The sequence below is a fragment of the Amorphus suaedae genome (genome assembly GCF_053629675.1).
The window spans coordinates 2,012,027-2,026,020 of sequence record NZ_JBRJIT010000001.1 but is presented as its reverse complement, the minus strand read 5'-3'; the positions used below and the strand labels follow the sequence as shown (position 1 = coordinate 2,026,020).

9 protein-coding genes are annotated in these 13,994 nt (G+C 64.5%); 5 read left to right on the top strand and 4 right to left on the bottom strand.

The features are described from left to right. The first annotated feature begins 217 nt into the window (after nt 1-217). Nucleotides 218-1,405 (top strand): MFS transporter, encoded by a 1,188-nt coding sequence (locus AB7M35_RS09135; RefSeq protein ID WP_453959051.1) that lies wholly within the window; start codon nt 218-220, stop codon nt 1,403-1,405. Here AB7M35_RS09135 and AB7M35_RS09130 read toward each other — a convergent pair. Genes AB7M35_RS09130 through AB7M35_RS09115 form a run of 4 tightly spaced genes read right to left on the bottom strand, consistent with a single transcriptional unit; the run spans nt 1,391 to nt 4,860 of the window. After that, a complete protein-coding gene (locus AB7M35_RS09130; RefSeq protein ID WP_453959050.1) occupies nt 1,391-2,869 on the bottom strand; it encodes a flavin monoamine oxidase family protein in 1,479 nt (492 codons plus the stop codon). The two genes, AB7M35_RS09135 and AB7M35_RS09130, sit on opposite strands and share 15 nt — an antisense overlap. Next, a complete protein-coding gene (locus AB7M35_RS09125; RefSeq protein ID WP_453959048.1) occupies nt 2,866-3,540 on the bottom strand; it encodes an HAD family hydrolase in 675 nt (224 codons plus the stop codon). Before AB7M35_RS09125 ends, AB7M35_RS09130 begins: the two co-directional genes overlap by 4 nt. Beyond that, a complete protein-coding gene (locus AB7M35_RS09120; protein WP_453959046.1) occupies nt 3,537-4,118 on the bottom strand; it encodes a D-lyxose/D-mannose family sugar isomerase in 582 nt (193 codons plus the stop codon). The genes AB7M35_RS09125 and AB7M35_RS09120 overlap by 4 nt, the downstream gene beginning before the upstream one ends. A gap of 1 nt (nt 4,119) precedes the next feature. Beyond that, nucleotides 4,120-4,860 (bottom strand): class I fructose-bisphosphate aldolase, encoded by a 741-nt coding sequence (locus AB7M35_RS09115; RefSeq protein ID WP_453960679.1) that lies wholly within the window; start codon nt 4,858-4,860, stop codon nt 4,120-4,122. On the opposite strand from AB7M35_RS09115, the gene AB7M35_RS09110 reads away from it, so the two are divergent. The 4 genes from AB7M35_RS09110 to AB7M35_RS09095 all read left to right on the top strand — a co-directional run bounded on the left by AB7M35_RS09110 (nt 4,777) and on the right by AB7M35_RS09095 (nt 13,944). Beyond that, entirely contained in the window at nt 4,777-5,049 is a 273-nt protein-coding gene (locus tag AB7M35_RS09110; protein ID WP_453960733.1) for a hypothetical protein, read from the top strand. The genes AB7M35_RS09115 and AB7M35_RS09110 overlap by 84 nt on opposite strands. Nucleotides 5,050-5,898: 849 nt before the next feature. Then, on the top strand, nt 5,899-6,618 hold the full coding sequence (locus AB7M35_RS09105) for an EAL domain-containing protein (protein ID WP_453959044.1): 720 nt from the start codon (nt 5,899-5,901) through the stop codon (nt 6,616-6,618). A 1,103-nt stretch (nt 6,619-7,721) separates the two neighbouring features. Next, nucleotides 7,722-13,142: an autotransporter domain-containing protein gene (locus AB7M35_RS09100; protein WP_453959043.1), complete on the top strand. Its 5,421-nt coding sequence runs from the start codon at nt 7,722-7,724 to the stop codon at nt 13,140-13,142. Between the two features lie 259 nt (nt 13,143-13,401). Continuing rightward, nucleotides 13,402-13,944: an invasion associated locus B family protein gene (locus AB7M35_RS09095; protein ID WP_453959041.1), complete on the top strand. Its 543-nt coding sequence runs from the start codon at nt 13,402-13,404 to the stop codon at nt 13,942-13,944. Nucleotides 13,945-13,994 lie beyond the last annotated feature (50 nt).

Below are 13,994 nucleotides of genomic sequence, written 5' to 3'. Positions count from 1 at the left end.
GACGGCGAAACGCGCGCCGCCAACGTTTCGTTCGCCCTTCGCCGATCTCGGTGGCGCGGCCGAAGCGCTCGTGAACGGGGCTCTTCTGGTGCGCAAGGCGCCGGTCGGGCGCCGCCATCTGCCTGGTCGGCAGCGCGTGCTCTGTCGCCGTCGAGTCCCTCCCGAAATGGCGATCCGGCCCGGGACATGTCCCCCTGTTCAGGAATGCGGTGTTTCCATGAGCCGAGACGTCCAGCCGAGGCTCCTCACGGCGCTCTGCTACGCGGCGATGATGTGCCTGGCGATCGGGATCAATCTGCTGCCGGTGTTTCTCACCAGCATCGGCGCCAGTTTCGGCGACGGCAGCGCGCTGAGCCGGGAGGAACTGGGCCGGCTGGGCGCGGCGGCGTTTGCCGGACTGGTGGCGGGCATCCTGTTGACCGGGACGCTGGCCGATCGGTTCGGTGCCAAACCGTTCGTGCTGCTGGCCAATGTTCTGACCGTCCTCGGACTGCTGGGGATGGCGGCGTCGCCGACGTTCTCGGTGCTGCTGGCCATGGTGTTCGTGGTCGGGCTCGGCGCCGGGATGCTCGACATGATCCTGAGCCCGGTGGTGGCGGCGCTCAATGTGGAGCGGCGCCTCGCGGCCATGAACTGGCTGCACTCGTTCTATCCCGTCGGAGCCGTGGCGACGATCCTGATCGGCACGACGGCGCTGGCATTCGGTGTCGGCTGGCGTGTGGTGTGCGGGCTGACCGTCGTCCTGCCGCTCGCGCTGCTCCTGGCCTTCCTGCCCATGCGCTTTCCGGCCCTGGCCATCGACACGGGGCGGACGTCGGTGCGCGCGCTCTGCTCTAAATCCTGGTTCCTGGTGGCGTTGGCCGTGATCTTCCTGGGCGGGGCGACCGAGCTGGGCATGGCACAATGGCTGCCGGCCTACGCCGAGACGTCGCTGGGGTTTTCGCCGACGGTGGCGGGCGTCGGGCTGCTGCTGTTTTCCATTGCCATGGCGCTCGGACGCATGGCCGTGGGCGCGCTGGAAGGGCGGGCGAACGCCTATGCCGTCCTCATCGCGGGCGGCGCGCTTTCGGTGGTGCTTTTCCTTCTGGGGGCGTTCCTGGACAATCCCTTCTGGGCGCTCGCGGCCTGCGTGGCGGCAGGGTTCACGGGCAGCAGCCTCTGGCCGACGATGCTCGCCGTGGCGGCGGATCGATACCCGGGTGGCGGCGCCGGCATGTTCGCCGTGCTGGCGGCGTTCGGCAACGCGGGAGGGATCCTCATGCCCTGGGTCATCGGCGTCGTGGGCGATGCGCGCGATCTGCACTGGGGGCTGGCGACGTCGGCCATCGCGCCGCTGCTCATGCTGCCGCTGGTCTGGCTCCTGTTTCGCCGGGAAACCCGCCCGTCGGCCTCACTTGCCGGGTAGATCGAGCGTCCCGGCCAGCTTGCGGGCCAGCCTGGCGCCGCTGTGCAGCGCACCCTCCATGTAGCCGCCGAACAGGAGGCTCGTGTACTCGCCGGCGAAGAACAGGCGATCCTGGAAGCCGGCCTCGAGGTTCGGATAGACGGTGGTGACCTCTCCGAGGTCCGGACAACTGTAGCCGCACAGCGTCCACTTCTCCTCGGGCCAGCCCATGAACATGGTCTTCTCGACGTGGGCGGCATAGCCGGGGTAGATCGCCTCCAGATAGCCCTTCATCTTTTCGTCGCGCGATGCCGGGCCGAAGTCGAGGCAATCCTGCGCCGCCTGCCCGCCAGAGAAGACGCTGAGACAGGCGGGCTGGTCGTCCGTCACGCCCTGCGCGTCGGTGCCTTCCCAGGTTTCGCCGACAGGGGTGTCGGTCAGCGAGATGGGCTGGAGGCCGCTCTCCCGCCAGAACGGACGGTAGACTTTGGAGAGATATTTGACGGTTGGACCGGTGGACGGCTGGTATCCCGCGGGCAGCCCCGGCTCGATCTCGAAATGCGTCCAGGCGCTCGGCGGAACGGTCAGGACGACGGCATCGCCCTCGACGGTCTTTCCGTCGGCCTGGTCCAGGGCAACGCCGGACGCGGTGAGACGAATGCGGGAGACGGGCGTGCCCAGACGAATCTGGTCCTGGCCGATCGCCTCGGCGAGCTTGAACGCCAGTGTCTGGTTGCCGCCGACACAGCGGTAAACCTCCGACTCGATCCAGAAGCGTTCATGGCCGCCGCCGGCGACGCCGGAGATCGCGCCCAGGTAGCTTTCCCGCTCCGGCCAGGCCGCGTTGTCGTTGGCCAGCAGCGTCAACGCGCCATGCCGCGCGTCGTCGTCCACGGGCCAGGAGGCGAACGCGCTCGCCACGCTCAGGCGGTCGAGGCGGGCGGCATCCGGCGTTTTCCATGGGGCGTCGAGATCGACCGTTCGGGCGTCGGCGTTCATTTGCTCCAGGACCTGCTGGAGGCGATCCCAAAGCGACACCAGCTCGGCGTCTTCGTAGCGCCTGCCGTTCAGGATGATCGGTGCGGCCTCTTCGTCGAGCTCGGTGACGTCACGGAATTCCAGCCCGAAATGGTCGCCGTAGGCCATCCAGGTCGGGTGATTGGAACCGATCAGCTCGGCGCCGCCTTCGACCACGCGACCCTCGATGAACCTGTCCAGCGACAGAACGCGGCCACCGACGCGGTTGCGGGCTTCGAGCACCGTGACCCGGGCGCCGGCCTGGCGGAGCTGGAAGGCGCAGCTCAGGCCGGCAAATCCCGCGCCGACGACGACCACGTGCGGCGCGGCCGCGGCGGCGCCGGCAAACCGTCCCGAGAGCAACAGGCCGCTGCCGGCCAGCGCCCCTTTCAGGAACTGGCGGCGGCTGGGCCCGCCCTGCGTCGCGCCGACCCGACGGGCGATGCTGCCCAGATGGCCGGGTCTCATCGGGCGCCCTCCGGCAGGGTCGAGAGCCAGTCCACGGCTGCGTGGAGCGAGGGGAAAACCCCCGATGCCTGGGCCGCGATCTCCGGCGTCGCCGGCAGCAGATCGGGGATGAGGACCACGGACATGCCGGCGGCGCGCGCGGCAAGCACGCCGCTGTGGGCGTCCTCGAAGACGAGGCAATGCTCCGGCCGATGCGCCAGCGATTCCGCGACCTTCAGGAACGTCTCGGGATCGGGCTTGCCGCGGCGGATCTGGTCGCCGCCCACCACGACGGAGAAACGGTCGAGCATGGCGTGGCGCTTGAGGCGCTCGCGGGCTTCCTCCGTCCTGGTCGAGGTGCCGACGCCGCAGGGGATGTTCCTCTGCGCCGCCCAGTCGAGGGCGGCGTGAACCCCCGGCTTGAGGGGAATGCCGTCGGCCTCGACGATTGCCTCGTATCGCACGCGGGCATCGTCGCGGAAGCGCTCCAGCGGGAAACGCTCGCCGAATTGCGCGACCAGGCGCTTCTCGCAGTCGGCGATGGTGATGCCGATCAGGGTCATGAAGATCTGGTCGGTCAGATCGAAGCCCAACGCCGCGGCCGCGGCCGACCATGACCGCTTGTAGACGCCCTCGGTATCCAGGAGCAGTCCGTCCATGTCGAAGATGAGCGCGTGGGGTTGCTGCTTCATGGCTGCGCGTCCGTGTTGAAGCCGCCGAATTCCGGAGCTTCGTCAGGCTCTATGGCGTGGAAGATATCCACCCTCGGGTCGGCGAAGAAGTTGTCCGTCGCCTCGTCGCACCACGTGCTCACCTCGCCGATGAGCGTATCGGGCGCGGAGGGCGAGAACTCGTGCCAGATCCCGGGCACGAGGGTGATGCGTTCGCCGGGGGTCAGCACGAAGGCTTCGCCGGACGCGACGGTGCGCTCCTGCCCGTTGACCTGAACGCGCACGGACCCGGTGGCGGGGTGCGTCAGCGGATTTTCTTTCCAGAGCGTCATCCGCACGGCGCCGGACCGGCAGATGATGTCTTCCTTCTTCTTCCCGTGCGTATGCGTCGGCGTGACCATGTCCGGCCGCGCGTACATGATCTTCTCGCAATACTCCGGTTCGTTCGCCAGGAGCACCTCGACCAGCCCGGCGGAGCTGTAGTGGCCAAGACCGAAATCCGTGGCCGCCCACTGCGGTTCGGGCGGCAGCGCCCAGTTCATCCGCCGAAGACACGCGGCCGCCTCGCGGCACAGCAGGTTGACGTCGCTCTGCTTCATGTCAGCCTGCCTGCTTGTCCGCGTTCAACTGCTTCAGGGCCTCCTTGGCGGACATGCCGCCATGCAGAATGGCCTGCAGCGAGCGGGTCATCGCCGCCGGGTTCTCGTGCTGGATGACGTTGCGGCCATAGATGAGCCCGGCCACGCCCTGCGCCACCAGGCGCTCGGTGTGCTCCAGCACCTCGAGGTCCGAGGCCTTGCTGCCGCCGCGAACGGTGACCGGAACGCCCGAGGCCGCCTCGACCACGAGATGGAACTCCTCCTCGGGTTCGGTCGAATCGGTCTTGATGATGTCCGCGCCGAGCTCGGCCGCCATGCGCGCGAGCGTGGTGACGCGCTGGGGGTTGCCGTCGCCCACATAGCCGTCCGCGGTCTTCCGGAAGGACAACGGCTCGATGCCCAGCGGCATGCCGTAGCGGTCGCAATCGCTTTTCACCCGAAGCACGTTTTCCACGCACTGGTTCAGCATTTCCGGATGGCCGTCGATGTCCAGGAGGTTGAGCAGGATGCAGGCGGCATCCAGGCGGAGCGCGATCTCCACCGCGTTGTCGAACACCCGGCAATGCAGGTGCGAGACGGGCAACTCGGTGTTGTAGAAGTTGGCGGGATCGACACGGAGCATCAGGCCCGGCTTGGCCCTGCCCGGAAGGCGCTGAAGATGCGGCGCCTCGCCGACGGAGAGCAGGACTCCGTCCGCGCCAGCCTCGGCAACCGTCCCGACGATCTTCGGCATGTTCTCGATGCCGGGAAGAAAAGCGGCGTTGTTGAAAAGCGCGTGATCGATGGCAACGATCAAACTCCGCTGCGAAGCGGGGTCGAAAAGGCGCTGCAGCCGGAATTTTTCCATCGTATTCCCCCAATTTCCAATATATTCTACTTCGTACTTGTAGTCATCGTGCCGCTTTACTGCCCGAAGTCGACGCTTGTGTAAATTGTAGTTTCAGAATTACGCTCTCGGGACCTTGCCGACTGGAACGCCCCGTGCCCTGCGGAGGCGCTTTTCTCCCGTCCGCGGGCGATGCGGGGGAAGCGCGATTTCGCCCCCAGACGCGCGGTCGCCGGGCCCGCAGCGATCCCGCTCCCCGAAGGCTGCGCCGTCATCCGGCACCAGCGCCGGCGGGTGTATCGGATCAGACCGGTTGCCCCCGATCCGGGCAGCCGCAAAGGCCCCGGCCAGGAGGTCAGCGCTGCGCGGTGCCCTTCATGGGCAGTCTGGACGGGATGTGCCGGCGGTCTCAGCGAGCCATTGTGCCTCTCACGCGTGCGTCCCCGGCCCCGAGATGCGGAGCGCAGGTCGAGCCGTCGCGTTGGTGTCTCAGAGACGTGGCTGGAAGTTTGCCTGCCGGCGTCGCGCAGGCCGGTCACCGAGCGGTGCAAAGACCGACTCGAAGCGTCCGGCCATTCGACTTGCAGCGATGCAATCGGTTCGACCCTGCAGAGGCGTCTCCCGGCTTCGGATCTGTCGTCGGCGACCACAAGGACGTTCTGTCATGTGATCCGTGGCTCGATCGCATCCATCCGGATGATCGCGCGCGCGCTTTTGGCTGTGACCGAAGCCTGGATTGCTTGCATCGCACGACCGGGAGTCACTATCCGTGTCGATCATCAGGATAGTGCTCCAAATCTAGTGCATTTGACCTAAAAATAGTCCATTTGATCTAAGGTAATCGCCTATTCAATTCAAATGCTTTAGAAAAATATCCGCGTCTTATTTGACGAATTCAGGATCATAACTTATGACATAGCTGATGGTGTGGTCGATCGGATCGGATGATCGGAAATGGTGTCCACGATTGCGTGCGATTTTACCATCGCCTTTCAGCCGGTCGTAAATCTGGCCGATAAAAGCACCATGGCGTATGAGGCTCTGGTTCGAGGGCCAAAAGGGGAACCTGGCGAGACTGTTCTTCTTAACGTCAGTCCCCATTCTCGCTGCGAATTCGACAAGGTGTGCCGGAGAGCTGCCTTTCGTTTGGCCGAAAAGCTTCAGCTTTGCGAGACGGGAACCAAGCTTACCGTCAATTTTCTGCCAAGCTGCATCGACCAAACTTCTGATTGGTCGCCCGCCGCCCAGTTCGCGTCAGAGACGGGCTCCTTGGCACTCGACCGGATCATCTTCGAGTGCCGCGATTCAAAGTGGCTGGATACAGGCAGCGCAATCCGCGCCTTCCGGGAATATCGATCCTCCGGATTTCTCACCTCCCTCGACAATTTCGGCCCAACGGCCCCCAGCCTTGAGCTGCTCTCGCAATTTCAGCCTGATTTTGTGAAGCTCAGCGTCAGTGTGGTGCGCGGTGTAGATAGCGACGTCACAAAGCAAAAAGTGGCCGCTCACGCGCTTCGCTACCTTCGCGATCTCAACATTCAGCCAATTGGTGTCGGTGTGGAGACGTTAGGCGAACTTGAAATACTAAGAGACCTTGGCCTGCAACTGTTCCAAGGCTATCTCTTCGCTCGCCCCGCGCCTGGGTGCCTCGTCGCGCCCAACTTTCCCAGCTGATCTCGAGTTTCGTATCCATATCGCATGTGTTTGAGCCCGTTCGGAGGTCGGATTCGAACTTTTTTGCGATGTTGATTCAGATTTCAAAGTAAAGAAGAATGAGTCTTATTTTGATAATTGATTTATGATTTATATTAATACTTATTGTTTTGAGTTTTCGTCGGCGGGTGCAAACTAGATGTATTATAATATAAATCTGTAATTAGCCCAAGCCTGCCCCCGGCTTGAAGCTGGGTGATGGGCGGCTCACGGCATGATTCTTCGCCGTCTCGGCGAAGCTGGAGACCCGATGCGGTATCGGCGACGCCGTTGCGACGATGAAGGGTTGCACCTCATCGCTCCACTCCAACCGCAGGCCCCGAAGGCGATCACCGTGCTTCAGAGACCAGACGGCCGGGATTCGACGGCAATCACGGCAACAACAGCCAAGCCCGGTACACACTAGAATTGAGGACAGGCAGGCTCCGGGTGGCTGGCCGTTCACGGGCCGTTTCCGCGAGTTCTCATGCCGCCTTGCGGCAGAATCAAACCACTTCACGCCGATATCTTGCGGGAGGTCAGGGCCCGTGGCTCATCCATATGTTGCATAAATGCGCCAATCACGGGTTTCCCGTCGAAACCAGGGCTCTGCGCGGTCAAAATTCGCGCTGGAGATTGCGGATCAAATTAATCAATTTTTATCAGCTACTTATAGGTGTGCCGGATTGTGGAGGCAGGCCCGGGAAGGGCGAGCCGTGGACCTCGCTCACGTAAACCTAGTTCATTTGCATCATTGACCTTGGCAATACCTGTGCAGCAGCTTCTGCCTACTTCGCACGTAGTATTCGGTGGAAGCAGAGGGGCTGGGCGGTATGCGCGGAATTGGGCGGGTGAATGTGCGCGGGTCGGGTAGTCCGGACCGAGTCCTGCGCGATCGTGACAGTCTGTTGACCCGTAGCGCGTTGACGCCCGTCCCAACGTCTCTTCGGGCGAGCAGAAGGCGTAATGCCGCAAAGGCCGTGGTCACTGGAGGCGCCGCGGCGTTCGTCGCTTCGCTCGCCGCAATGGCTCCTGCGACTGCCCAAACCCTCAATGGCACTGGGCAGGCGGATTTTGATGCCTTTATGGCTCAGGCGACCCAGCCAGGCGCCGACTATACGGTCAACGTCACCGCCGGCCCCACATCGAACAACATTGTCGTCGGGTCCGATCTTGTGCTGCCGGGGGAGGCGACCGGTATCGATCTGAACTTCCTCGCGCCGACCAGCAATCTCTCGGATGCGGCCCGTGTGAGTGTCGAGAGCGGCGCCCAGTTCACTATTCAGGATGGAGCCAATGTCACGTTCGAAGGCAATGGCCGCTTCAACTTCGGCACGGGAGGCGCAGTCGGCTCAGGCCTGATGACCGGCGGAAGTCTTACCCTGGGCAATAGTGGCACATACTCGACCTTCAATATCGGCTTTGGTGTGACCGGAACGGGATCGCAGTCCGGCAGCGGAACCTATACGCAGAACGCCGGCCACGTGCAGCTCAACGGCAGTGCGCTCCAGATCGGCGTGCAGGACGCCCTTGGCCGCTACTCCATGAACGGCGGCAGCGTGAACCTGACGCGTGGGTCCACGATCTATGTGGGTGAATACACCCACGGCGACGGCGTTCTTCAGATAAGCGGGAACTCACAGTTCACGACCGAAGACGTTGCATCCGGTAGTGGTACGCAGATCTTCATCGGCCAGAACGGGGGTGTTGGCACGATTCTTCAGGACGGGCAGGGGTCGCTGGTCGATATCGATTCCGGGGCCAACGCGTTCTGGTTCGGTAGCACAGACGGCGGTCCTGTCGGCGGACACGGCACGTACGACCTGCGAGCCGGACAGTTTAAAGTCCAGGGCACCAACGGCATCATTTTCGGCCAGGGTAGCGGTACCACCGGCGATTTCCTCCAGAGCGGAGGCGAATTCACTGCCAATACCCGGGTCGTAATCGGCGGCGCCGGCACCGGCACCTACAATTTGTCCGGCGGCACGTCGACGATGAACAACGGCCTTGTGGTTGCCTCCGCGGGCGGCAGCACCGGCACGGTCAATCAGACCGGCGGTGCGCTGACCGTCGTGGGCGGCCTGTCGCTCGGGTCAAATACCGGCGTGGCCACCTACAACCTCAATGGCGGCACGTTCACCGTCGATGGGATCACCGGCAACGCAAGCTCCGGCTTGACCTTTGGTGGCGGCACGTTGATCGCCTCCCAGAGCTTCGCGACCTCGTCCGCCTTTGCGACCAACTTCGCGGCGACGTCAGGGATCACGGTCAACGGCTCGGACACGGTCACCTGGAACAGTGCAATCACCGGAGCCGGGGGGCTGACCAAGACCGGCACCGGCACGCTGGCTCTGACCACTGACAACAGCACCTACACAGGCGCGGTTTCCTTGCAGGGCGGTACGCTCGCGCTCGAAGCAGCGAATGCGCTGAACGGCAATTCCCTCGCCACCGCGGCCGGGACGACGTTGGACATCACCGGGCTGGCGACCGGGGCGACCGTCGCGATCGGCGGGCTCTCGGGCGGCGCAACCATCAATCTGGGCGATAGCGACCTGGTGGTCTCCATTGCCTCGGGCCAGCAGCAGGCCTTCACGGGGACGATCAACTCCGATCAATGGGGCTATGAATCGAATCCCGGAACCTTTCACAAGATCGGTGCGGGCGACCTGCTGATCAACGGCTCGACGATGAACAAGGGTGAAAGTTTCATCGTCGCCGGCTCTATGACCCAGAGCGCCGGGTCCACCGCGTGGTCGAATATCAACGTGGGCAGCGGTGCCGGCGCCGACGGGACGCTCTTCGTCTCGGGCGGCGACCTGACGCTGAATGTCGGCATGCGGGTCGGCGATTTCGGCGGTACCGGCGTGGTCAATCAGACGGGTGGCACGGTCACGCTGCAGCAGACTTGCGACGACAACGATCGCTGTGCGTCCCTCAATGTCGGCAATCAGGGCGGTACCGGCACATACTCCATCAGCGGCGGCAGTCTCGTCCTCGCCGGCGGCAGCCACACCATCGGTCGCAGCACCGGTTCGCGAGATGCAAGCACCGGCACCCTCAACATCAGCGGGACCGGCTTGGTTGAGGTGCGTCCGGATGACAGCCGAGGGTTCATGGTCATCGGCGACCGCGACAACAGCACCAACAACAGCACGGGCGTCATCAATCAGACCGGTGGCACGCTGCGGATCGTCGACAATTCCGAGCTTTACCTCGGTGGTTATGGCTCCGGCACATACAACCTGAACGGAGGCGTGCTCGAAATCGGTTCCGACAACCTCCTTGGCCTCTACGGTGGCGGCAACACCACCGGCCGCTACGACTTCAATCTTGGGGGCGGCACGATCCGGGTCATCGGCAGCGACCTCGTAACGGCGGTCGACGCCGAGCTCACGGGCTCGTCGACATCGACCATCGACACCAACGGGTTGAACGCGACCTGGAAGGGCACCCTGACGGGTACCGGCAATCTTGCCAAGGCCGGCGTCGGCACACTCATCCTGCCCACGGCCAACAGCTTCACCGGCGGTGTGTTCCTGCAGGGCGGAACGCTTTCCCTTGAGACGTCAACGGCCCTCAACGGAAATGCGCTGACGACGTCCGGCGGGACAGTCTTCGATATCTCCAGCCTGTCCGGGGCCACCGTCAACATCGGAAGCCTGTCGGGCGGCGGCACCGTGTCGCTGGGAAACAATGAACTCGTGTCGACGATTGCTTCCGGTCAGATGCCGGCCTTCTCCGGTACGATCTCGTCGGGCGGCGCCGGTACCTTCGTCAAGGCCGGGGCAGGGACGCTGGAGATCGGCGGCTCCACGCTGTCGAACAGCCAGGCCTTCGTAACCGCCGGTGGGCTCAGCCAGGGCTCCGGCACTTCAACCTGGTCGACCCTCAACCTCGGGCGCGGCTCTGGAACGGCCGGTACGCTTAGCGTGTCCGGCGGATCTCTCACCGTGACAAATGCGCTGAGTGTTGGCGCCTCGGGCGGGAGCGGCATCATCCAGCAGACGGGTGGCACACTGGCTCTGGCCAGCGGCTCCGCTCTGACTCTCGGCGGCACGGGGACGGGCACGTACAATCTCTTGGGTGGCACGCTTGCTGCAGGCGGCAGCAGCCTCAATGGCTCGACCGGCCGATACGCGTTCAACCTCGGCGGTGGTACGCTCCAGGTAGCGGGAAGCGACCTCAACACCTCGGTCAATGGGACACTGAACGACGGCACAGCCTCCACGATCGACACCAATGGGTTGAATGCCTCGTGGGGCGGCACGCTGTCTGGGTCCGGTGCGCTGCGCAAGAGCGGTGCCGGAACCCTGAGCCTGCTCAATGCCAACTCCTATACCGGCGGCACCTATCTGAACGGCGGCACCCTCAGCGCAGTCCAAGGGGCCGTTGGCACCGGCAAGCTGGTGTTTGAATCCTCCAGCACCTACGCGTTCGCCAGCGGCTTCACGCTTGCCAACGACGCCACCTTCAATGAAGGCGCTATCGGCAGCTTCAGCGTCGCCCAGAACGATACGGCGACCCTGTCCGGCCAGCTCTCCGGCGCTGGCGGGCTTGCGAAGGTCGGTCTGGGCGAGCTGCTTCTGACGGGGGTGAACAACAGCTATACCGGCCCGACGCAGGTCAATCAGGGCCGCCTGGTGGCCACCACGGCAGGCGCTGTTTCGGATGTCTCTCCGGTCAGCGTGGCCAACGGCGCGGTGTTCGAGCTTCGCGGTGTCGCCGAGCAGATCGAAAGCCTCGATGGCGACGGTGAGGTCGTGCTCGGTGAAGGCACGCAGCTGTCGGTCATCGGAACGAACAACTCCACGTTTGCCGGTTCGATTACCGGGACCGGCGGCCTCAACAAGGGCGGCTCCAGCTCGCTCACGCTTACGGGCATCAACACCTACAGTGGACCGACCGCAATCGATGGCGGAACGCTCTCGGTGGTCGGAGAAATCACCAACTCCGATGTGGCGGTCAACGCGGGTGGCACACTCAAGGGCACCGGCCGCGTGAAGAGCTTCGTGGTCAATGCCGGCGGCACGGCCGCTCCGGGCTTGTCGCCCGGGACGCTCACCGTGACGACCAACCTCACGTTCCGTCCCGGCTCGACCTACGTGGCTGAGATCGAGAACGGCGTGAGCGACAACATCATCGTGCAGAGCGGCGTCGCGACCATCGAGGACGGCGCGAACCTGAGCCTGCAGCTGACGGGCGCCCCGACCCTCGAGCAGTCCTACACGATCCTTCAGGCCCAATCGGGGTCCATCGTGTGGAACGATGGCTTCACGGTGACGAGCAACTTCTCCCGGCCGCTGATCGAGAATGCCGTGCAGTATTCGCCTTCGGCCGTCACCGTTACCTATGCGGGGCTTGCCGCCCCGTGGTCGACGGTGGTGAGGGGCACGAATGCCGGAGCGGCGGCCAATGGCGTGCAGTCCCTTGGCCTCGGCAATCCGGTCTACAACGCGGCGGTCTTCCTGGAGGACGAGGGGCGGATCGACCGAGCGTTCTCTCTGCTTTCCGGCGAAATCAACGCCTCGGCCAAAAGCGTGCTCGTGGGTGACAGCCGGTTTGTCCGCAATGCGGTGTTTGATCGGTTGGTCATGGCCAGCGGAGGTGCCGGGGCAAGCGGCATGACGACGGCCCCCCTCGGCTATGCATCGAATGGGGACGGCGTTGCCCCCACCGCAGACCCGATGGGGACGGTCTGGGCCGAAGGGTTCGGGTCCTGGGGATCGACCGACGGCGACAGCAATGTTTCCAGTCTCGACCGGAACAGCAGCGGCGTGTTCATCGGCGCCGACAAGTTGGTCAGCGCGTGGCGGCTGGGTGTGTTCGGCGGCTTCAGCCACACCAACTTTGATGTCGATAATCTGAGTTCCAGCGGAGACGGCGACAGCTACCACGCGGGTCTGTATGCCGGAACGAACTGGCAGAACGTGCTGTTCCGCGGCGGTGCGGCCTACAGCTGGAGTGATCTCTCCACGACCCGGTGGGCAAGTCTTCCGACGTCCCAGACGCTTTCGGCCGACTATAGCGCAGGTACCGGTCAGATCTTCGGCGAGGTGGGCTACGACGTCCAGGCCGGACAGGTGGGGTTCCAGCCGTTCGCCGGTCTCGCCTATGTGAACCTCCACACCGATTCGTTCACCGAGACGGGCGGAGCTGCGGCCCTGACGTCTGCCAGCGACTCGACCAGCGTGAGCTACACCACTCTCGGCGTCCGCGCTTCCGCAGACTTCGTCTTGGGCACCCTTCTCGCTCGGGCCGACGGTATGGTCGGATGGCGTCATGCCTTCGGGGATGTGACGCCGGAGACGAGCTACACCTTTGCGGCGGGGGGCGCCCCCTTCACCGTGGAAGGCGTGCCGATCGGAGAGAACGCCTTCCTGCTCGACCTCGGCCTGAGCGCATGGGCCCACAACGGGGTGAGCGTCGGTGTGGCCTACAGCGGCGAGTTTGCCAGTGACGCCAGCGACCAGAGCGTCAGTGGCAACGTGAGCTGGACCTTCTGATCATCTGCTTCTCTGCGTGGCCCTGCCAATCGACATGGCTGTGGCTCGCGCCGTCCAAGCGCGGGCTACCCATTTCGGGCGCCGAGGCTGCCTCGGACGCCAGCTTTGGCAGGGCAAGACCCACTCGGGGGGCGATCAGAATCGAGCAATCGCCCGACACTTTCCGGGGTTCGGCAGCGGACTGGACCAACGCGAAGCGAGGGAACGGAGTATGGGCTCGACGATGCACAGCACGCGGAAAGGCGGTGGCGAGGGACGCTTGCGGGGGCTTTCCGGCGGGCTCGCCGCAGCATTCGTGCTGATGCTTGCTGCGCTGGCGACGGGCGGGCAGGCGCGTGCCCAGGGACAGGGACAGCCCCCGGCCGGGGCGACGGCCAAACCGAGCACTGCGCCGGAGGCGCCGTGGTCTGCGCAATGCATCGCGCCCAGCCGCGACGCGCCGCCCAACTGCCAGATCGAGCAGCGGGCGGTGGTGACGGAAACCGGGCAGCTGCTGCTTCTGGTGACCATCGCGGTGCCGGGCGACTCGCGCCAGCCGGTGATCACCATCCGCACTCCGCTGCAGCTGTTCCTGCCGGCGGGCGTGCGCATCGACATCGACGGGCGCAACGCCGAGAAGCTGGAATTCCGCACCTGCGACCAGCAGGGCTGCTACGTGCGCAATCCGATCTCCAGCGCGACGCTGGCCGCGATGTTCAAGGGCCTGAAGCTGAACATCATCCTTGAGAACCTCAACAACCAGCAACTCACCGTACCGATGTCGCTGTCGGGCTTCACCGACGTCTACGGCAAGGTCCGCTAGACCGGCCGATTTGCGGCGTTCATCGCCGCGTAGCCTGTCGATGGGGGCTC